Origin of the sequence: Eubacterium ramulus ATCC 29099 (genome assembly GCF_000469345.1) — a bacterium.
Classification (GTDB): Bacteria; Bacillota; Clostridia; order Lachnospirales; family Lachnospiraceae; genus Eubacterium_I; species Eubacterium_I ramulus.
The window spans coordinates 107,445-128,675 of the sequence record NZ_KI271092.1 but is presented as its reverse complement, the minus strand read 5'-3'; the positions used below and the strand labels follow the sequence as shown (position 1 = coordinate 128,675).

At 43.9% G+C, this 21,231-nt stretch carries 21 protein-coding genes; 10 read left to right on the top strand and 11 right to left on the bottom strand.

What is annotated here, in order from left to right:
* Positions 1-60 precede the first annotated feature (60 nt).
* The 8 genes from rsmG to rpmH form a co-directional block, all read right to left on the bottom strand.
* Positions 61-789, bottom strand: coding sequence for a 16S rRNA (guanine(527)-N(7))-methyltransferase RsmG (gene rsmG, locus HMPREF0373_RS02945; protein ID WP_021738099.1), 729 nt, complete (start codon positions 787-789; stop codon positions 61-63).
* A gap of 3 nt (positions 790-792) precedes the next feature.
* Complete coding sequence (mnmG, locus tag HMPREF0373_RS02940; RefSeq protein WP_021738098.1) at positions 793-2,694, bottom strand: tRNA uridine-5-carboxymethylaminomethyl(34) synthesis enzyme MnmG; 1,902 nt, start codon at positions 2,692-2,694, stop codon at positions 793-795.
* Between the two features lie 30 nt (positions 2,695-2,724).
* Positions 2,725-4,101: a tRNA uridine-5-carboxymethylaminomethyl(34) synthesis GTPase MnmE gene (mnmE, locus tag HMPREF0373_RS02935; protein WP_021738097.1), complete on the bottom strand. Its 1,377-nt coding sequence runs from the start codon at positions 4,099-4,101 to the stop codon at positions 2,725-2,727.
* A gap of 235 nt (positions 4,102-4,336) precedes the next feature.
* Positions 4,337-4,966 carry an RNA-binding cell elongation regulator Jag/EloR gene (jag, locus tag HMPREF0373_RS02930; protein ID WP_021738096.1) on the bottom strand — a complete coding sequence of 210 codons (630 nt, stop codon included), beginning with the start codon at positions 4,964-4,966 and terminating at the stop codon, positions 4,337-4,339.
* A gap of 13 nt (positions 4,967-4,979) precedes the next feature.
* Positions 4,980-6,281: a YidC/Oxa1 family membrane protein insertase gene (locus HMPREF0373_RS02925; protein ID WP_044962637.1), complete on the bottom strand. Its 1,302-nt coding sequence runs from the start codon at positions 6,279-6,281 to the stop codon at positions 4,980-4,982.
* Positions 6,282-6,298: 17 nt separating this feature from the next.
* A complete protein-coding gene (gene yidD, locus HMPREF0373_RS02920; protein ID WP_021738094.1) occupies positions 6,299-6,508 on the bottom strand; it encodes a membrane protein insertion efficiency factor YidD in 210 nt (69 codons plus the stop codon).
* Positions 6,505-6,867 (bottom strand): ribonuclease P protein component, encoded by a 363-nt coding sequence (gene rnpA, locus HMPREF0373_RS02915; RefSeq protein ID WP_021738093.1) that lies wholly within the window; start codon positions 6,865-6,867, stop codon positions 6,505-6,507. The genes yidD and rnpA overlap by 4 nt, the downstream gene beginning before the upstream one ends.
* 78 nt (positions 6,868-6,945) lie before the next feature.
* A complete protein-coding gene (gene rpmH, locus HMPREF0373_RS02910; RefSeq protein WP_021738092.1) occupies positions 6,946-7,080 on the bottom strand; it encodes a 50S ribosomal protein L34 in 135 nt (44 codons plus the stop codon).
* A 267-nt stretch (positions 7,081-7,347) separates the two neighbouring features.
* Here rpmH and dnaA point away from each other — a divergent pair, with 267 nt between their 5' ends.
* The 7 genes from dnaA to HMPREF0373_RS02875 all read left to right on the top strand — a co-directional run bounded on the left by dnaA (position 7,348) and on the right by HMPREF0373_RS02875 (position 16,032).
* The gene (dnaA, locus tag HMPREF0373_RS02905) at positions 7,348-8,697 is read left to right on the top strand and encodes a chromosomal replication initiator protein DnaA (protein WP_021738091.1); all 1,350 of its coding nucleotides are present in this window, start codon (positions 7,348-7,350) and stop codon (positions 8,695-8,697) included.
* A gap of 174 nt (positions 8,698-8,871) precedes the next feature.
* Positions 8,872-9,984, top strand: a complete 1,113-nt coding sequence (gene dnaN / locus HMPREF0373_RS02900) for a DNA polymerase III subunit beta (protein ID WP_021738090.1) — start codon at positions 8,872-8,874, stop codon at positions 9,982-9,984.
* A gap of 48 nt (positions 9,985-10,032) precedes the next feature.
* Positions 10,033-10,242, top strand: a complete 210-nt coding sequence (locus HMPREF0373_RS02895) for an RNA-binding S4 domain-containing protein (RefSeq protein WP_021738089.1) — start codon at positions 10,033-10,035, stop codon at positions 10,240-10,242.
* Positions 10,239-11,321, top strand: coding sequence for a DNA replication/repair protein RecF (recF, locus tag HMPREF0373_RS02890; protein ID WP_021738088.1), 1,083 nt, complete (start codon positions 10,239-10,241; stop codon positions 11,319-11,321). Before HMPREF0373_RS02895 ends, recF begins: the two co-directional genes overlap by 4 nt.
* A gap of 10 nt (positions 11,322-11,331) precedes the next feature.
* Positions 11,332-13,248: a DNA topoisomerase (ATP-hydrolyzing) subunit B gene (gene gyrB, locus HMPREF0373_RS02885; RefSeq protein WP_021738087.1), complete on the top strand. Its 1,917-nt coding sequence runs from the start codon at positions 11,332-11,334 to the stop codon at positions 13,246-13,248.
* Positions 13,249-13,265: 17 nt separating this feature from the next.
* Positions 13,266-15,794, top strand: a complete 2,529-nt coding sequence (gyrA, locus tag HMPREF0373_RS02880) for a DNA gyrase subunit A (protein ID WP_021738086.1) — start codon at positions 13,266-13,268, stop codon at positions 15,792-15,794.
* Positions 15,781-16,032: a hypothetical protein gene (locus HMPREF0373_RS02875; RefSeq protein ID WP_021738085.1), complete on the top strand. Its 252-nt coding sequence runs from the start codon at positions 15,781-15,783 to the stop codon at positions 16,030-16,032. The genes gyrA and HMPREF0373_RS02875 overlap by 14 nt, the downstream gene beginning before the upstream one ends.
* Positions 16,033-16,050: 18 nt before the next feature.
* Here the strand turns inward: HMPREF0373_RS02875 and HMPREF0373_RS16655 are convergent, their stop codons facing one another.
* The gene (locus HMPREF0373_RS16655) at positions 16,051-16,263 is read right to left on the bottom strand and encodes a hypothetical protein (protein ID WP_021738084.1); all 213 of its coding nucleotides are present in this window, start codon (positions 16,261-16,263) and stop codon (positions 16,051-16,053) included.
* 166 nt (positions 16,264-16,429) lie between these two features.
* Between HMPREF0373_RS16655 and HMPREF0373_RS02870 the strand changes: the two genes are divergently transcribed.
* Both HMPREF0373_RS02870 and HMPREF0373_RS02865 read left to right on the top strand, forming a co-directional pair.
* The gene (locus HMPREF0373_RS02870; RefSeq protein ID WP_021738082.1) at positions 16,430-17,167 is read left to right on the top strand and encodes a YoaK family protein; all 738 of its coding nucleotides are present in this window, start codon (positions 16,430-16,432) and stop codon (positions 17,165-17,167) included.
* 100 nt (positions 17,168-17,267) lie between these two features.
* Entirely contained in the window at positions 17,268-17,747 is a 480-nt protein-coding gene (locus HMPREF0373_RS02865) for a GNAT family N-acetyltransferase (RefSeq protein ID WP_021738081.1), read from the top strand.
* A 134-nt stretch (positions 17,748-17,881) separates the two neighbouring features.
* Here HMPREF0373_RS02865 and HMPREF0373_RS02860 read toward each other — a convergent pair whose 3' ends face one another.
* Both HMPREF0373_RS02860 and HMPREF0373_RS02855 read right to left on the bottom strand, forming a co-directional pair.
* Positions 17,882-18,649, bottom strand: coding sequence for a PIG-L family deacetylase (locus HMPREF0373_RS02860; protein ID WP_207638146.1), 768 nt, complete (start codon positions 18,647-18,649; stop codon positions 17,882-17,884).
* 152 nt (positions 18,650-18,801) lie between these two features.
* Positions 18,802-19,791: a uroporphyrinogen decarboxylase family protein gene (locus tag HMPREF0373_RS02855; RefSeq protein WP_021738079.1), complete on the bottom strand. Its 990-nt coding sequence runs from the start codon at positions 19,789-19,791 to the stop codon at positions 18,802-18,804.
* Between the two features lie 222 nt (positions 19,792-20,013).
* Here HMPREF0373_RS02855 and HMPREF0373_RS02850 point away from each other — a divergent pair, with 222 nt between their 5' ends.
* Entirely contained in the window at positions 20,014-20,925 is a 912-nt protein-coding gene (locus tag HMPREF0373_RS02850; RefSeq protein ID WP_044962634.1) for a LysR family transcriptional regulator, read from the top strand.
* Positions 20,926-21,231 lie beyond the last annotated feature (306 nt).

Sequence of the window (21,231 nt, the reverse complement as noted above, 5' to 3'; positions counted from 1 at the left end):
TGTTTCACGTGAAACATTTCTGCCGTCCCTTTCCCATTAGATAGAAATTTATAGATTCTACTATTTCAGCGGCAACTTTGCCGGCGTACCTGCTTTTCGAGGATATTTTTTGGGGGTATCCTTTACTTTCTTAATGCATACCAATGCTCTGCCTAAATCAGAATCCGGTAATTTGAATTTGTCAATGTTGACTAATTTTCCACCAAGAATGGAAATAGCCTTCTTTCCTTCCTGAATCTCCGCATCTGAATCAGCAGATTTGTATGATACAAAAGTACCGCCTTTTGCAACAAATGGCAGACAGTATTCGCACAGTACAGCAAGGTTGGATACCGCACGTGAAACACAGAGGTCATATTGTTGTCGGTGCGCGATATTAGCTGCCATTTCTTCTGCTCTTCCGTGTACCGCAGTTACCTTCTCCAATCCGAGCTTGTCGATTACTTCATTTAAGAAGTTGATTCGCTTGTTCAGGGAATCCATCAATGTAATCTCAAGATTCGGAAATGCAATTTTTAATGGAAGCCCCGGAAAACCTGCTCCGGTTCCAAGATCAATGATTTTGAAATTCTGTTCAGCCAGAGTCGGGATGACCCGGATCAGAGAGAGGCTGTCCAGAAAATGTTTCTGAATGACTTCTTCATATTCCGTAATACCGGTGAGGTTCATCACCTTATTTTTTTCCACCAACATTTCGTAATATTGTAAAAATTGTTCTATCTGATGATCGGTCAGAGTAATTCGTAACTCTTCCAGACCATGTTTGAATTTGGCCAGATCATAACTCATAGTTTATTTATCCTGTTCTTTTTTCTGCTGATAGTGTAGTTGCTCCAGATATACTAAAATAACAGAGATATCTGCTGGTGAAACGCCGGAAATACGGGAAGCTTGTCCGATAGAGATTGGCTGGTACAGATTCAGTTTCTGCTGTGCCTCCATACGAAGTCCGCTGATCTGGGTGTAATCAAAATTCGGTGGCAGTTTCTTGCTTTCCAGTTTTTTGAATTGTTTTACCTGTTTGATCTGGCGTTTGATGTAACCGTCATATTTAATGTTGATATTTATCTGTTCGCAGACATCCGGTGTCAGGTGTGGACGTTCCGGATCCACCGGTGCCAGAATATCATAGTTCAGTTCCGGACGGCGGATCAGCTCAGCCAGTGTAGTTCCTGTATTCAAAGGCTGGCTGTTATATTGTGCCATCAGTTTCTGTACTGGACCGGAAGCTCCCAGGTGTACATTTTCTACACGCTGTACTTCCTGTTTGATCAGCTGCTCCTTCTTAACAACATAGTCATAGCGTTTCTGTGGGATCAGACCAACTTCGTATCCGTGTCTGGTCAGACGCAGATCTGCATTATCCTGACGGAGCAGCAAACGATACTCTGCACGGGAAGTCATCATACGATATGGTTCATGGTTTTCCTTAGTAACCAAATCATCAATGAGTACGCCAATATAGGATTCGGAACGGTCAAGAATCAGTGGGTCCTTTCCTTTTATTTTCATAGCTGCATTGATACCGGCAATCAGCCCCTGTGCGGCAGCCTCTTCATATCCGGAGCTTCCGTTGAACTGCCCGCCGCTGAACAGACCGGAAATCTCCTTGAACTCCAGGGACGGATACAACTGACGTGGGTTGATACAGTCATACTCAATTGCGTATGCATTCCTTACAATCTTGACATGTTCGAGTCCCGGTACTGTATGATACATAGCATACTGTACATCCTCCGGAAGAGAACTGGACATACCGCCGATATACATTTCATTGGTGTGGATACCTTCCGGTTCAATGAATACCTGATGGCGGTTCTTGTCGGCAAATTTAACGACTTTGTCCTCGATAGACGGACAGTAGCGCGGACCGGTTCCCTCAATCATTCCGGAAAACAGTGGCGAACGGCTCAGATTATCTCGAATGATCTCATGTGTCTTTTCATTTGTATAAGTTAACCAGCAACTTACCTGATCAATCTGTACTTTTTCCGGATCAGTGGTAAATGAAAATGGTACAACTCTCTCATCGCCAAACTGTTCCTGCATTTTTGAAAAATCAACAGAACGTTTATCAATACGTGCCGGTGTACCTGTTTTGAAACGGAACATTTCCACTCCATTTTCTACCAGAGAATCCGTCAGATGATTTGCAGCCTGCAGACCGTTTGGACCGGTGCAGTTTACCACATCACCGTAGAGACAGCGGGCCTTCAGATAAGTACCTGTACACAATACGACTGCTTTTGCATAATATTCCGCACCTGAAAACGTTTTCACGCCACGGATCACTTTGTTCTCTACCATGAGTTCTGTAACCTCTGCCTGGCGCAGGGTCAGGTGGTCAGTGTTCTGCAATACCTGTCTCATTCTGGCACTGTAATCTGCCTTATCTGCCTGTGCACGCAGAGAATGTACGGCAGGTCCCTTTGATTTATTTAACATTTTAGACTGGATAAACGTATGGTCGATATTGACACCCATTTCACCGCCCAGCGCATCAATTTCGCGTACCAGGTGTCCTTTGGAACTGCCCCCGATATTCGGGTTACAGGGCATCATAGCTACGCTTTCAATGCTGATGGTAAAAAGAATGGTTTCCAGTCCGAGCCGTGCGCATGCCAGGGCTGCTTCACAACCTGCGTGGCCTGCACCGACGATACAAACATCGTAATTTTCCTTTACAACTGGCATATATTCCTCCTCATATATAGTGGTGATGCATTATTTGCCCATACAAAATTTACTGAAAATCTCATTCACCAGATCTTCTCCTACAGATTCGCCAATGATCGTGCCAAGAGCCTCATAAGCATTCATCATATCGATGGTGAAAAAATCTTCCGGCATTCCATCTGCAATGCTCTGTAATACCATCTTCAGACTATTCTGAGCCTCTGCCAGAGCATTTTTCTGGCGAATATTTGTGATATATACTTCATCATTGAAAGACAGCTTTCCACTGAAAAACATTTCTTCAATAAGCGTTTCCAGTTCGTGGATCCCAGTGTTGTTTTTGGCAGAAATGGAAAGGATTGGTTTGCTTAACTGTGTCTGTAATACAGAAGCATCTGTTTTTGCATCCAGATCAGATTTGTTCAGCAGTACAATTGCTTTCTTATTCTGGATGGCTTCGATGATTTCCTGATCGTTTTCATCCAGTTCTGTGGAGGAATCAACTACATAGATGATCAAATCTGCTTTTTCAATATATTCCCTTGATTTGTTGACACCGATCTTCTCAACAATATCTTCGGTGTCCCGGATACCGGCGGTGTCGATGACATTCAGACCGATGCCGCCAATCTGAATCTGTTCCTGTAAGATATCGCGTGTCGTACCGGCAATTTCGGTAACAATGGCACGCTCCTCTCCCACCAGAATATTCAGCAGGGAGGATTTCCCGGCATTCGGTTTTCCGACAATAGCGGTGTTAATCCCTTCTTTGAGCATCTTGCCATTGTCAGAGGAATCCAGCAGTTTCTTCACTTTGGAATGAGCATCACTCATGATCTCATGTAATTGCTCCGGATAGCCCTCCAGTGATACATGCTCCGGGTCATCCAGTGCGGATTCAATAAAGGCAATCTCGTGTAGCACAACCGCGCGGATCGCTTTTATTTTTTCCAGGACAGCGCCTTGCAGCTGACTGACGGAACTTTTCAGTGCAAGTTCGTTCTGAGCGTTAATCACATCGATTACGGACTCTGCCTGGGACAGATCAATCCGTCCGTTTAAAAATGCCCGTTTGGTGAATTCTCCCGGTTCTGCTGGGCGGGCACCATATTTTAAAACTGTTTCCAGTATTTTCTTCATAACCAGTACACCACCGTGACAGTCAATCTCGATGGTATCTTCGCAGGTATAACTGCGGGGTGCCTTCATGATCAGAAGCATTACTTCATCGATCACTTCGTCACCATCTGTCACATAGCCATAATGAATGGTATGAGTCTCCATATCAGAAACCTTGCGGCTTCCCTTTTTTGGACGAAAAATGCGGTCAGCAACATCCAATGCTTCGTCACCGCTGATGCGGACGATTCCGATACCGGAATTTGACATGGCGGTTGCAATCGCTGCAATAGTATCAGTTTTCATATTCTTTCTTCATCTCTCAAGCTAAATAAAAAATTTACGTTTCAAGGTACCTATGTATTTTATTTATTATAGTAGTTTTATTCTATAACGTAAATAAAACTTTCAGGAAAAAAAGGATGCCGGACGGCGTTGATTTTCAACGTGGTCATGCTTGCAGCTGATACAGAAAATTATCCGTGTCCGCATCCTTTTCGTCTGAAAGTTTTTAAATTTAGAATAACAATAAAAGCACAAATTACTGTCTTTTTAATGTGATCACAACGTGTCTGTAAGGTTCGTCCCCTTCACTGTGTGTAGATACATAACGGTCATTCTGCAGTGCAGAATGAATGACCCGTCTTTCAAATGGATTCATTGGCTCCAGGGATACGGCCTTTTTGGTACGTTTTACCTTGTAAGCAATATTTTTTGCCAGATTCTCCAATGTATCTTTTCTTCTCTTACGGTAATCCTCAGTATCAAGTTTTACTCTGGTGTATGTATCAGAGTGTTTGTTGATGGCGAGGTTTGTAAGATACTGAAGAGAGTCAAGTGTCTGACCGCGCTTTCCGATCAGAACGCCCATTTCAGCACCTTTCAGTTCTACATCGTATACATTTTCTTCCTCAGCGGAAGCGTTGATCAGAATCTCAACGTCCAGTCCCATGGCAGCAAATACCTGGGAAAGGAAATTTTTGATGTGATCTGCAACGGTATATTTTTTGCGGGCTTTGATTTTTGCCGGTTTACTGTTAAATCCAAGGAATCCTGAACTGCCTTTTTCCAGCACGTCATAATCGATCTGATCACTTGTAACACCGAATTCAACCAGTGCATTTGTAAGTGCGTCATCAACAGTTTTTCCCGTAAATTCGATAAAATCCATCACAATGCCCTCCCTATTTTGTATTTTTGTTGTTGAAATCTTTTACAAGATTTGCTTTGGAAGCCATACTTCCTTCTTTGTATTTTTTACCTGTATCCGGTGTGGTGTCCTTGCGGCTGACGGAAGCTGCTTTGTCTGCCATGGATTTGTACTGGATATTACGGGTATTAACTTTAGCAGCATTGGCGATCTGCTCACCGGCTACACCTTTTTTCTCGATTTTCTTTTTGTTCTTTGCTGCGGCTTTTGCCTGGTTCTCTTTGATAACTTTCTCAAGATCCATCTTGTCGAAATGCTTATTCAGCAGGAACTGCTGTAAGCTTCGGATAACGGAACCTGCGATCCAGTAGATACCAACACCGACCGGAAGGAAAAATACGATGAATACAGAATATAACGGCATCATGTAGTTCATCATCTTCATCTGGCTGGCCATAGCTTCCTGCTGTCCGCCATTGTTTGCTGCCTGTGGCATCAGACGGATGTTCAGGAACTGAGTCAGAGCAGCAAGGATCGGTACGAGCAGAGCAAGGATGATCAGCACATAGTGTCCCTCCTGGAAACTTGTAGCGATAATGGTCTTCGGAGAATATACGATATTGATTCCGAGGAAGTTATTAAAATGCTCTACTGCAGACTGTGTGCTTGCAATAACATCGGATAAACCGCTAAATTTATCCTGTAATAAAGTCCAGTTGCTGCTGGTACATTTGTAAAGTACATCAATGATAGAGTCATGAGCCTGCTGGCTGGTACCTGAGAAGTTCAGGGTAATACCACGGAATACAGAGTTCTTTTCTGACACGGAAGTCAGGAAACTGTTCATGGTATCCTGGTATCCGGCGGTGCCCATAATACCGGTTACAAGACCGTCAAACGTGTTTTTGACGTTTGTGATATATGCCGGTACGTTGTAAATAACACGATAGAGAGCAAACAGAATCGGGAGCTGGATGATCATAAAGATACAGCTTCCGGAAGGGGATACACCGTATTTCTGGTAAACAGCCTGTGTCTCCTCGTTCATAGCCTGAACGGATGCCTGATCTCTTCTGTTTTTATACTTTTTCTGAATTGCCTGAATTTCAGGATTCATGATCTGTGACATTTTTGAGAACTTCTGCTGCTTATAAGTAAGCGGAAGTAAGCAAAAATAAATAACAATCGTAAATACAATGATTGTCAGACCTACGTTCTGGATGTTTAAAAACTTGTCCATAAATACGTAGATTGCGTTCATAAGGTAACCGAGTACCTTTGCGATTGGTCCTAAAATCTTACCTGAATTTTGTGTAAGTAAAAATAAGGAATCCATCTGGTTGCCTCCTATAATCATGGAACCGGATCGTAGCCACCCTTAGAGAACGGATTACAGCGTAAAATGCGCCAGAGCGCAAGCAATCCACCTTTCCATGCTCCATACTTCTCTACTGCCTCCAGCCCGTAGGTGGAGCAGGTAGGATAATACGGACATTTCGTGGTTTTCATCGGAGAAATGTATTTACGATACCATTTTATTAAAAAAATCAATATTTTTTTCAATGTGATTCCATCTTCTTTTCTTCGGGGTTCATGATTTTTTGAAGATTTCCCAAGTGCAGCAATGCGGATTCGATTTCGTGATATGATGCGTTTTTTGCGCCTGCCCTTGCGATGACTACAATGTCCCAACCACTATGGAACATCTCTTCATGCAGTCTGTAACTTTCTCTTACTAATCTGGTAATGTGATGCCGTACAACACTGTTACCAACTTTCTTACTAACGGAAATTCCTAATCTGTTTCTGTCCGAGTCATTTTTCAGCGTATACATAACCAACAGTCTGTTTGCATAAGATTTTCCATCCCGGTAAACTGTCCGGAAATCTCTGTTTTTCTTTAATGATTCTGAAAAATGCATAATTTCCTGTCCTCTGATTTCATAACAATTTGTTCAAAAATGTTTAAAAAGAGAAGAAAAGACCACAAACGTTGTGGCCTAAGCTGTTAATTTTTTTCTTCCTTTTAATCTTCTAGCGGCCAAAACTTTTCTTCCGCCTGCTGTACTCATTCTTTTTCTGAAACCGTGAACTTTCGCTCTCTGTCTCTTCTTTGGCTGATAAGTCATTTTCATTGTGATACACCTCCATTCCTCGTAGCATCATTTCCGATGATAACAAAAAAAGTCAGACTAGTCAATAGAAAATTGAAAACTTTTAGAAAACCCTGTAAAACGCCCGAAAATCCATTTTTAACGCCCCGTGTACTCCTGTGCGATTGCGAAGTTTTCATTGAAAAATGAAGCGATTTGAGTTATCATAGACATTGGACGACTATCCAAATGTATCATTGTAAATCGTTTGTAAGCGATTTTACAGGACTGTAAGAAAGGACGCGAGTTATGCATCTGGTCGAAGAAAAATGGGACGAAATCCTTCTGACAGTGAAAAGAGAGCATGAATTGACGGATATTTCCTTCAATACCTGGCTGAAGCCGCTACAGATCTTTTCCATTCAGAATAACCGCATCTATATCCTGGTGTCCGGCGAGCAGATGGGACTGACCTATATTAATAGGAAATATTACCTTCCTCTTAAAGTGGCGGTCGCGGAAGTTACAGGCACAGAGTATGAGATCGAATTTGTTCTCCCGGAACAGGCAAAGAAACTGAAAACGCCGCATCCGAGACGGCGTGCTACGACAGAAGAAGCGGAACGGTCAAATCTGAATCCGAACTATACATTTGATACCTTTGTGGTGGGCAACAATAACCGGTTTGCACATTCGGCGGCGCTTGCTGTGGCAGAATCCCCCGGTGAAGTATACAATCCGCTGTTTATTTATGGCGGTGTGGGGCTTGGCAAGACGCATCTGATGCATTCCATTGCACATTTTATTCAATCGACACATCCTGCATTGAAGGTTCTGTATGTTTCCTCAGAGACATTTACAAATGAATTGATTGAGGCAATCAGAAACGGAAATAACATGGCCATGAGCCGTTTCCGGGAAAAATACCGCAGTATGGATGTGCTGCTGATCGATGATGTACAATTTATTATTGGAAAAGAAAGTACGCAGGAAGAATTTTTCCATACGTTTAATGAACTTCATGTGGCAAAAAAGCAGATCATTTTATCCAGTGACCGGCCGCCAAAGGAGATGGAAACACTGGAAGAGCGTATCCGTTCACGGTTTGAATGGGGGCTTCTGGCAGACATCGGTTCGCCGGATTATGAAACGCGGATGGCGATTTTGCGGAAAAAAGAAGAACTGGACGGTGTTTCCCTGGATGATGCGATCCTGAACTATATTGCATTGAACATCAAGTCTAATATCCGGGAACTGGAAGGGGCACTGAACAAGCTTGTGGCCTATGAGAACCTGGTGCAGACAGAGATTACGATGGAGATTGCAGAGAAGGAGCTTCAGAATATTATTTCTCCGGATATTCCGCTGGAAGTGACACCACAACTGGTGGTGGAGGTAGTTGCGGAACATTTTGGCATTACGATGGATCAGATCACCTCGAAATCCAGAAGCAATGATGTGGCAAAACCGCGGCAGATCGCCATGTATCTGTGCAAAAATATGACAGATGCATCGCTGGAGACCATTGGAAAAGCTGTTGGCGGCAGAGATCATTCCACAGTCGTTCATGGGATAAAAAAAGTGGGAGATGACATCAGCACAGATACTTCTGTGGAACGGCTGGTGGCGACGATTCGAAAGAAGATTAACCCACATTGACCCAACCCGTTATGCACAACAAAAGAAAAAAGAATGATGGTGGCAGCCCCCTTAGCGTAAGGCGTTGCAATGTTATACACTTATCAACAGCCCCTAAGACGGCTACGGCGAAAACCATTTTATATATAGATACATTACATGAAGATATGATACCTGAAAGGAGTTATTCACATTATGAAGTTAATCTGTTCAAAAGCAAGCCTGTTAAAGGGTGTCAGCATCGTATCCAAGGCTGTTCCATCCCGGACAACCATGCCGATCCTCAACTGCATTCTGATCGATGCATCGGCAAATGAGATCAAGCTGACTGCAAATGATATGGAACTTGGCATAGAGACAGTTATTGAGGGCGAGATCGTGGAGCGTGGCATCATTGCACTGGATGCAAAATTTTTCTCCGAGATCGTTCGTAAACTCCCGGATAATGATGTTGTCATCGAGTCAGATGATACGTTTCAGACAACGATTACCTGTGAAAAAGCAAAGTTTAACATCGTTGGAAAATCCGGTGAAGATTTTTCCTACCTTCCGTATATTGAGAAAAATGAGTCCATCAGCATTTCCCAGTTTACATTAAAGGATGTTGTCCGCCAGACCATTTTCTCTATCGCGGATAACGATACAAACAGACTGATGACCGGTGAACTTTTTGAAATCAATGAGAACCGCCTGAGAGTGGTATCTCTGGACGGACACCGCATTTCTATCCGTAATATCGAGTTAAAAGAAAGTTACAGCCCGCTGAAGGTTGTTGTTCCCGGAAAGACACTTCAGGAGATCAGCAAGATCCTTACCGGCGAAGCAGAGGATATGGTAGATATCTTCTTTGCGGACAACCATATTTTATTTGAGTTTGATGAGACAAAAGTAGTGTCCAGACTCATCGAGGGTGAGTATTTCCATATCGATCAGATGCTTTCTTCTGATTACGATACAAAGGTAAAAATCAACAAACGTGAGTTTTTGAACTGTATTGACCGTGCAACCCTGTTGATCCGGGAAGGCGATAAGAAGCCGATCATCCTGAATATCCAGGACGGCAGCCTGCAGTTGAAGATTAACTCCTTTGTAGGTTCCATGAACGAGGAAATCGAGATCGAGAAAGAAGGAAAAGACCTTCTGATCGGTTTCAACCCGAAATTCTTTATTGATGCACTGCGTGTTATCGACGATGAGGAAGTTACATTATACATGGTAAATCCGAAGGCTCCGTGCTTTATCAAGGATGATGCGGGAACTTATGTATATCTGATTCTGCCGGTCAACTTCAACGCGGCAACGGTATAACAGACAACCTCTTGAAGAGGTTTTCAGAATAAGACAGGAGAGCGACATATGGAAAAAGTTATCATCAGAGATGATTTTATCAAACTTGGCCAGGCCATGAAGCTTGCCGGTATGGTAGGCTCCGGTGTGGATGCCAAAATGCTGATCCAGGACGGCCAGGTAGAGGTTAACGGAGAAGTAGAATACCAGCGTGGCAAAAAACTTCACGAAGGAGATGTCATTACATTTAACGGAGAGAGTGTTCAGATCGGCAAATGATTATAAAATCACTGGAATTAAAGAATTTTCGCAACTATGAGTCCCTGGGGATCGCTTTTGATGCCGGGACCAACATCTTGTACGGAGATAATGCCCAGGGAAAGACAAATGTGCTGGAATCTTTGTATGTCAGTGGAACGACAAAGTCCCACAAGGGCAGCAAAGACCGGGAAATGATCCGTTTTGACGCGGAGGAGGCGCATATCCGTACCGTCGTAGAGAAGAATGGTGTGGATAACCGCATTGATATCCATCTGAAGAAAAACAGTGCAAAAGGCATTGCTGTGAACGGCATTCCCATCCGAAAAGCCGGGGAGCTGTTCGGCATCCTGAATCTGGTTGTTTTTTCTCCGGAGGATCTGAATATCATCAAGGATGGTCCGGCGGGACGCCGCAGATTTATGGATATGGAACTGAGTCAGCTGGATAGTATTTATCTGCATAATCTGACAAAGTATCACAAGATCCTGCAGCAGCGCAACAAACTGCTGAAGGATATCCATTACCGGCCGGATCTGGAAGCGACGCTTCCGATCTGGGATGAGCAGCTGGTGCTTTATGGGACGAAAATTATTCAGCGTAGACAGGAGTTTTTGAAGGAACTCAATGATATGGTCCGTGACCTTCATCAGAATATCTCCGGAAACCGGGAAACACTGCAGCTTGTATATGAACCATCGGCAACGGCGGAGGATTTTGCAGCCCGGATGGAGGAAGCCCGTGTCAAGGATTTAAAAATGGGAATGACTTCCTACGGTCCCCACAGGGATGATATTTCTTTTCTCATTAATGAGACAGATATCCGGAAATACGGTTCCCAGGGGCAGCAGCGCACATCGGCCCTTTCATTGAAGCTGGCGGAGATCGAGCTGGTGAAACAGCTGATCCATGATACGCCGGTACTTCTTCTGGATGATGTGTTGTCAGAGCTTGACAGCAACCGGCAGAATTATCTGCTGAACAGCATCCATGATATTCAGACCATTATTACATGTACGGGTCTGGATGAATTTGTTAAAAATAGATTTCACATAAATAAAGTGTTTTTCGTCAGGGAAGGCACGATAGCAGAACAGTAGGAGGACAGGAATGAGTACAGAATACGGTGGAGATCAGATTCAGATTTTGGAAGGTCTCGAAGCAGTACGAAAAAGACCGGGTATGTATATTGGAAGTACGTCATCCCGCGGACTTCATCATCTCGTATATGAGATTGTGGATAACGCTGTGGATGAGGCACTTGCAGGATTTTGCTCGGAGATAAAGATAGATATTAACGAAGGTGATACCATTACCGTTATCGATAACGGACGTGGAATTCCGGTAGATATCAACCACAAAGCAGGGAAACCGGCAGTAGAAGTTGTATTCACTATTTTACATGCAGGTGGAAAATTCGGCGGCGGAGGATACAAGGTATCCGGCGGATTGCACGGCGTAGGTGCTTCCGTAGTAAATGCCCTTTCTAACTGGCTGGAAGTTCAGGTCCGCAGAGACGGACATATCTACCAGCAGCGTTATGAGCGCGGCAAAACGATGTATCCGTTGAAAATTGTTGGTGATTGCCCAGTGGAAGAGACCGGTTCCAAAGTAACCTTCTCTCCGGATGGAAGCATTTTTGAGGATACGGTGTACGATTATGATGTATTGCGTCAGCGCCTGCGTGAGATGGCATTCCTGACCAAGAACCTGCGCATCATTCTGACTGACAAACGACCGGGGCAGGAGCGCACAGAAACCTTCCATTACGAGGGTGGTATCAAAGAGTTCGTGCAGTATCTGAACAAGAGTAAAGAAGCTCTGTATGAAAACGTCATCTACTGCGAGGGTGAGCGTGATGGTGTTTATGTAGAAGTTGCAATGCAGCACAATGATTCTTATAACGAGTCAACGTTCAGTTTTGTAAATAATATTACGACACCGGAAGGTGGTACGCATCTGGCCGGTTTCAGAAATGCCCTGACAAAAACATTTAACTCTTATGCAAAGGCAAACAAACTGGTGAAGGAAAATGAAGCAGCACTTTCCGGTGAAGATATCCGTGAGGGTCTCACTGCTATCATCAGTGTCAAGATCTCTGAGCCTCAGTTTGAGGGACAGACAAAGCAGAAGCTTGGAAACAGCGAAGCACGTGGTGCAGTGGACAGTGTAGTAAGTGAGCAGCTGACTTATTTCCTGGAGCAGAATCCGACTGTTGCAAAGACCATCTGCGAGAAATCCCTGCTGGCACAGCGTGCCCGTGAGGCAGCCCGTAAAGCCCGTGATCTGACCAGAAGAAAAACCGCATTGGAGGGAATGTCCCTTCCTGGAAAACTGGCAGACTGTTCCGATAAAGATCCGAAAAACTGTGAAATCTATATCGTAGAGGGTGATTCCGCCGGCGGCTCTGCCAAGACCGCAAGAAGCCGTGCGACACAGGCAATCCTTCCACTGCGTGGAAAGATTCTGAACGTGGAGAAAGCGAGATTGGATAAAATCTACGGAAATGCCGAGATCAAAGCCATGATCACTGCTTTCGGAACGGGTATCCATGAAGACTTCGATATCACAAAACTGCGTTACCACAAGATCATTATCATGACCGATGCCGATGTGGATGGTGCGCATATCAGTACCTTACTGCTGACGTTCCTGTATCGTTTTATGCCGGAACTGATCAAACAGGGTTATGTATATCTGGCACAGCCGCCATTATACAAACTGGAGAAAAACAAAAAAGTATGGTACGCATACAGTGATGAACAGCTGAATGCTATTCTGGCAGAAGTAGGCCGTGATTCCAGTAACAAGATCCAGCGATACAAAGGACTGGGCGAGATGGATGCGGAACAGCTCTGGGAGACGACTATGGATCCGGAGAAACGAATCCTGCGCCGTGTCACCATGGACGAGGCAGCAACCGCAGAGATCGACCTGACTTTCACAACCCTGATGGGAGATAAAGTAGAGCCGCGTCGTGACTTCATCGAAGCCAATGCGAAATACGTTGAAAACCTAGATGTATAGCAAAGAGAGGAATATAAATGGACGACAAGATATTTGATCAGATTCATGACGTGGATCTGAAAAAAACCATGGAGAAATCCTACATTGATTATGCCATGAGCGTAATCGCATCCAGAGCACTTCCGGATGTCAGAGACGGATTGAAACCGGTACAGCGCCGAGTTCTCTATTCCATGATCGAATTGAACAACGGACCGGATAAACCGCATCGTAAATGTGCGCGTATTGTCGGTGATACAATGGGTAAATATCATCCACACGGGGACAGCTCCATCTATGGTGCCCTGGTAAACATGGCGCAGGACTGGTCCACACGTTATCCGCTGGTGGATGGTCACGGAAACTTTGGTTCTGTGGACGGTGACGGCGCAGCTGCCATGCGTTACACAGAGGCGCGTCTGAGTAAGATTTCCATGGAAATGCTGGCAGATATCAACAAGAACACCGTTGATTTCCAGCCAAACTTTGATGAGACAGAAAAGGAACCGGTGGTACTTCCGTCCAGATACCCGAACCTTCTGGTAAATGGAACGACAGGTATTGCTGTAGGTATGGCAACAAATATTCCGCCACATAACCTGCGCGAAGTTATCAACGCTGTGGTAAAGATTATCGACAACCGTGTGGAAGAGGACAGAGATACTACCATTGAAGAGATTCTGGAAGTGGTCAAAGGACCGGATTTCCCAACCGGAGGTATGATCCTTGGTACCGCAGGTATCGAGGAAGCTTATCGCACCGGACGAGGTAAAATCCGTGTGCGTGCCGTGACAGATATTGAGCCGATGCAGAATGGCAAAAACCGTATCGTTGTTACAGAACTTCCATATATGGTAAACAAAGCCCGTCTGATTGAAAAAATCGCTGAGCTGGTGAAAGATAAACGTGTGGATGGTATTACAGATCTTCGCGATGAGTCTGACCGTCAGGGTATGCGTGTATGTATCGAACTGAGAAAAGATGTCAACCCGAATGTTATCTTAAATCAGTTATTTAAGCATACACAGCTGCAGGATACCTTTGGTGTTATTATGCTGGCGCTGGTCAACAATGAACCGAAAGTACTCAACCTGCTTGATATGCTGAAACATTACCTGAGACATCAGGAGGATGTCGTAACCAGACGTACCAAATACGAATTAAACAAAGCAGAAGAGCGTGCCCATATTTTACAGGGCTTACTGATCGCGCTGGACAACATTGATGAGGTGATTGCCATCATCCGTGGAAGCCGCACGACACAGGAAGCAAAAACAAAATTAATGGAGCGTTTCGGTCTGACCGATGCACAGTCTCAGGCAATTGTAGATATGCGACTGAGAGCGCTGACCGGTCTGGAACGCGAAAAACTGGAAGCAGAATACAAAGATCTGATGGCACGTATTGCCGAGTTGAAAGCAATCCTGGCAGATGAGAAAAAACTGCTTGGTGTGATCAAAGAAGAAATCATGGTCATCAGTGCAAAATATGGTGATGACAGACGTACTTCCATCGGATACGATGAGTATGACATCTCCATGGAAGATCTGATCCCGGTGACAAATACAGTCATTGCCATGACAAAACTTGGTTATATCAAACGTATGAGTGCGGATAACTTCCGTGCGCAGCATCGTGGCGGCCGTGGTATCAAAGGTATGGAGACGATCGATGACGATTATATCGAGGAGCTGTTTATGACAACTTCCCACCATTATCTGATGTTCTTTACCAATACCGGAAAAGTATATCGTATGAAAGCTTATGAGATTCCGGAAGCGAGCAGAACAGCTCGTGGAACAGCCATCATCAACCTGCTGCAGCTGGCACCGGGAGAGAAGATCACAGCCGTTATCCCGATCAAGGATTACAGAGATGGCTGGTATCTGTTTATGGCTACCAAGAAAGGTATCGTAAAGAAAACGGCCATCACAGACTATGCAAATGTCAGAAAGACAGGCCTGGCAGCAATTACGCTGCGTGAAGACGATGAACTGATCGAGGTTAAATTTACCGATGATTCACAGGATATTTTCCTTGTGACAAAATATGGTCAGTGTATCCGTTTCCATGAGACCGATGTAAGAAGTACCGGTCGTGTATCCATGGGTGTCATCGGTATGAGTCTGGCAGACGGTGATGAAGTAGTTGGCATGCAGCTCAATACGCAGGGTGAGCATTTGCTGATCGTATCCGAGCGAGGACTTGGAAAACGTACTTCCATCGATGAATTTACTGCTCAGAACCGTGGCGGTAAAGGTGTAAAATGCTACAAGATCACAGAGAAGACCGGAAACCTGGTTGGTGTGAAAGCCGTAAATAATGACAATGAGATCATGATCATCAATACAGAAGGCATTATCATCCGTATGAAAGTCAGCGATATTTCTATCCTTGGCCGTGTCACATCAGGTGTGAAACTGATCAACATGGAAAATGATGTTACGGTGGCAAGCATCACAAAAGTCAAAGAGGATGAGACATTAGAAGGCGAAGAAGCTGCAGAGGATGCGGAAGAAACCGACGCAGAGACTGCGACAGAGGCAGCAGCCGATGAGCAAAAATAATTTGCCCGGGGAAGCATTTTCAGACAGAGAGAATGCGGAAACATATGAACAGTTAGATCTGTCGGAGCTGATCTATGGCATGCCCATGGGCGAAGCAGATTTTATGCTGAATGAAGCGCAGGAGATCCAGTACAATGAAACGTGTCAGGAGTGCAGACAGGACTGCAAGCAGAGCTTTCGTTGTCAGGTAGTGGAATGCCCGAAATTCAGAGTGAGAAGAAGCAGGAAGAAGAAGTAAGTTTACAAACATAAGAAATCACATATCTGCTATGTGATGTGCGGCTTGTGACAGAAATAAAAGTATTCTTTGACTGTGTGCTTTAGCACAGAAAAACTTAGGCTTAGAATCCTTGTTTCCACCAATAAAACAAACTAAAATGGCGTTAACCAAAAAAGATGAAGGAAGCGCAAAGGAGCCAACACCGGAAGGGTTGGCTCCTTTTTGAGCATAAGCATCCCCCTTACCCACCGCTTAGTGCTCTACGCACTTGAAGCGGGGGAATGCTTATTCTGCGTTCAAACTCCGGGTGTTTTTTGTATATAAAAAAATTTTTGCTTAATAAAAGAGATAGTGCTATGATAGGCAAGGAAAAAATCAAAGACATTACAATTTCTGAAAAAGAAAGGCAACTACAATGAAACAAAAAGTAACAAAAGACAATTGGGAAGCTTTGATTCACTGGAATTTTGCCCTTGTGGGTGGATTTCTCGGAGTCTACGCGATTTTACTACATATGGGAAACTTTGGTTCGGCACAGACCGGAAATATCATGGAAATGGCGGCATCTTTGGTATCCGGCGAGTGGTACGATGTGTTGCTGCGATTCCTTGCATTACCGCTTTTTGGTGGCGGAGTGGTGGTTTCGTACATTCTGACGAACCATACGAACATAAATATGCGTAAATTAGCCATTGTGGTGGATGCAGCGGGATTAGTGGCATCCTCATTACTGCCGTTAAAACCGGTGCTGGTTGGACTGTATCCGATCTTTTTCTGCTCTGCGTTTCAGTGGGGTGTGTATTCTTCAGCAAACGGATATAACAGTTCAACCATCTTTTCCAGTAACAACTTTAAGCAGGCAGTGCTTGGATGGACACAGTATTTTCTGACAAAAGATTCGGAATTTAAGAAAAAGGGTATTTTGTATACCAATACGGTACTTTCCTTTTTTATCGGAGCATGTTATGGTGCGGTAGCAGTCAATGCCTTTGCGGTGCGCGCGGCATACCTTGGTTTTGTGCCGCTGGCAACCGGATGGATTCTGGTAGTAAAACACAGCATGGTCCTTGAAGCGGAACGTCCGCAGGAAATTGCGAAAGAGGCGGAAACGGAACTGGAAGATGCACAGCGTCTGGAGATAGAACAGAAGTAAAAGACGTAGCATGTGGTAAAAAGAAATATAAGGTCGAATTGAAAAATAACAGGTGAAAAACAGCAGTTTCTGCTGCTGATTATTAAGGGGGTAACTATCTATGGAGAACAAAGTAACATTTCGAAATGCGGAGAGAAAAGACACGGGGTTGATTTTGCAATTTGTCAAAGAACTGGCAGCTTACGAGGATATGTCGGATGATGTGATTGCAGACGAAAGTATCCTGGAGACATGGATTTTTGACAAGCAGAAAGCGGAGGTGCTTTTTGCTGTTGTGGACGGGACGGAAGTCGGTTTTGCACTGTTCTTCCATAACTTTTCTACCTTTCTTGGACGGGCAGGCCTTTATTTGGAGGACTTGTTTGTAATGCCGGAATATCGTGGAAAAGGATACGGAAAAGCACTTTTGAAAAAACTGGCATCCATTGCAGTGGAACGTGGCTGCGGACGTTTTGAATGGGTCTGTCTCGACTGGAACAAGCCAAGTATCGATTTTTATCTTTCTCTTGGTGCCGAACCACAGGCAGACTGGACCATTTACCGCATGAGTGGCGATACTCTGACCAAATTTGCCGAATGATACGGCATGTGCCTTCGACAGAGGTGCATAGAAGAATAATTATAAGATTACAGTGTCAAAAGCACGGAGCAGTCCGTGGAATCAGGATTTGGGCGTTTTGACACCCTATCATTATAAGAAATCCGGAAAGCGGATCAGGATGCCGGAATCCAGTTTTCGTAAGGAAGCATGTGTCCAAGATGCTCCATGACTTTGTGCTGGGAAGCGTAGAACTTTGTGAGACAGAGCTTCGCTTCCAATTCGTCGCCGGTAAGCGGATTGGTGAGATATTGCTGATTTTTTTGCTTTTCCATATTTTTCGCTTTGACATAAGTTCCGAAGTAATACAGATGATCTGTCAGATCTGCCTTTTTCGCAGCGGCAGTGGTGATGGCACTTGTCATCTGGTGATGGATATGGCCATATTCGCCTTTGAAATTGTGGGTTGCGATGGTGGCCCAGTCTTTCTGTGCAACGATGGTGTCGATGCTCTGTTGGATTTCTTCCCGGCAGCTTTCCCAGTTGTTGCGTTTGCCATGGGTTTTATCCGGAAAGGATAGCATAAGACCGATAGAATCCGTCTGTTTCATGACAGCGGCAAACTCTTTTCTGCGGGTGCGGTTGTTTCCGTTTGTAATGCAGACTACGACATATTTGCCTTTTAGCAGATGCTCCCCGCCCCAGATTGTTTCGTCATCGGGATGTGCAACAACCATCAGAGAATCATAATCGTCCAGTGCATGTTCCGGAAGCATCTGTATATTTTCTATCCTCTGAGCAGTATCGCCGGAAAAATACCAGATATTTTCTGCATCAGAAACATGATAAAACAACAGTTTTCCGCCGAGAAAAAGAGCTGCAATGAGGAAAATGCAGATCAGCAGACCGGTAAATGCTTTCTTTTTGGTGTTTTTCATGTGCATAATTGTACACTTCCTTTGTTTTTGGTAAAAAAATCTCATTGTTATAATTCTTAGTATAACAATGAGATCTTAAAAATATATGAAGTTTCTTATAAATACTCTTAATTATGTATCTGTTTTTAATTAGGAATCATTATGGCATCCGCAGATTTTTATTTGTGGAAAATATCTTTGCCATATTTTGTTACTTCATCGATGTAGATACCGAACGTTTCTTTGTTTGTCGGGATATAGTAAGGGATATAACGTCCTTTTCCAACATACGTGTCCATGGCACGGCGCACTTCCGCACGGATGACTTCCTCGCCGGTACCTTTCTGATCGATCATCTGATTATCAATACCGCCCATAAGGGTGATCTTGTCACCGCATGCCTTCAGACTGCCTTCGATATCATTACAAAGCATAACCGGTTCCAGGGCATCGATACCGATTTCTGCCAGTTCCGGAATGATCTTGTCGACATTACCACAGGAGTGATGGATGTAGAGCATACCGTGATCGTGGATACGTTTTACGTATTTTTCTTCGTTTGGTTTTATGAATTCGCGCCAGATTTCCGGGGAGAAAAACAGATTTTTATTTGTTCCCCAGTCGTCATGCATATGAATGACATCCGGTTTCAGATATTTGTAAGCAAGGTCAATACATTTTAATTTATATTCACACATAGCATCAAAAAATTCATGTACTTCGTCCGGATATTCATAGAAAGCACAAAGTGCATTTTCCATACCGATGAGCTGATTCATACGTTCAAACTGTCCGGAAAGAATCAGACAGGAAACCACATCAGTTTCCGGATTTACGTGCATACCTCCGCACATTGCCTGGAAGATCTGCTCGATCGGCATGAAATCCAGTGGCGGGAATTTGACTTTTTCTTTCCATTCATCCATATCGTCAAACAGTTTAAAATCTTTGGCGACCATGTTTCCGTCAATGATAGGATCAGGTCCCTGATTGGTCCATAGAACGCCCCAGGCATCCGGGCCGGTTCCGTAAGGATCGAATTTATCTCCAAGTTCGATGTATCGGTCTCCCGGGAAAACCACATCTTTCATGGTAGAATATACTTCCGGGATAAAATCTGCTTTTTCACCTTTTAATAGTGCCAGCAGTGCTTCTTTGTTTGTTTGCATGTTTCCTTCTCCTTCAAATTAAATTCAAGTCGAACGCATGTGAGACTTGGTGTGTGATTCTGAGATGAAATATCATTCAGTGAACCATCGGTTACGTTGCATCTATTATAACAATTACGGACCGGGAAGAAAAATAATGATTTGTTTACCTATCATATGATTTATGGTATGATAAACCCTGAAATGTTAAGGACTTATGGGGAAATAAGGAGAAGGCAACAGATGAATGACCGGCAGATTGCATGTTTTTTAGAAGCTGTGAAAGAACGGAATTTTACAAAGGTAGCAGAAAAATTGTATCTGACACAGCCGGGGGTCAGCAGAATGATCGCTACGCTGGAGAAGGAATTAAATACAAAGCTGTTTGCGCGTTCCGCACATAAGACGCTGGAGCTGACAGAGAGCGGAAAATTATATTACGAAATGTTTGAAAAATGCAGACGGGAGTTTGAAGAGACAAAGAGGAAGAGTGAACTGATCCAGCGTGAAAATACCGATATCACGACGCTGAAGTTCGGATATGTGCGGGGGTGGAGTATAACAGGATTTTATCCGCTGATGCTGGATGCACTGCAGGAGGAGTTTCCATATCTGAACGTGGATCTGGAAAGCCATTCTTATGAGCGGCTGTATGATCTGCTTTACAGTGGAAATCTCGATTTTATTCTGACCATGAATTTCCCGGAGATGGAGAAATTGCACAGTGATCTGGAAGTAATGGAAATCTGCCAGGTACCGCAGGCGGTGATTTATCCAAAAGAGTTTGGAACAAAAAAGGATATTGCGGATTTTCAGGATTCTGTTTTTTATCTGTCAGCGGATGCACCGGTGGAATATTCCAGGGCAAATCTGGAACAGATCTGTGTGCAGAAGGAATTTATTCCTAAGACAAAAGTGGTGCCAAATCATGCCACGCTATTGTCACTGATGGATCGGGAGGACAGTGCGGCAATTATGGATCTGTGGTGTCAGCCAATTTATGACAAAAAATTCAAATATGTGCGCTTGGAAGCATCGGTTCCGATCGTTGGAGCGTTCCGAAAAAACTGTGCCCATGCAAAAATCATCCGGATGTTGTATGAGGCGTTGGCGGAACGCTACGGGGAGGAAGTCATGATTATTATTCGAAAATGACGAGGGCATTTTTGAAAAAGCGTATGAGAAGAGCAAATTTTTCGTTTGTTCTTCTTTTTTTATAATAAATCGTGCAAAATATATGATATTTCATATTTTTTATAAAAAAAGGCGTGACTAACTCAAGGAAATGTAGTAGAATGGCTTCGATGAGAAAATTTCCGATCAGGGAATGGAACGGAGGAAGCTGCAGAATGCAGGATAAATTAAAAAAGCTCATTGGAGACAACATTAATTTTGTATTTGTCGGCGAAGCCGGAAGCGGAAAAAGCGAGATTTCCATTAATTTCGCAAAATGGCTGGGGG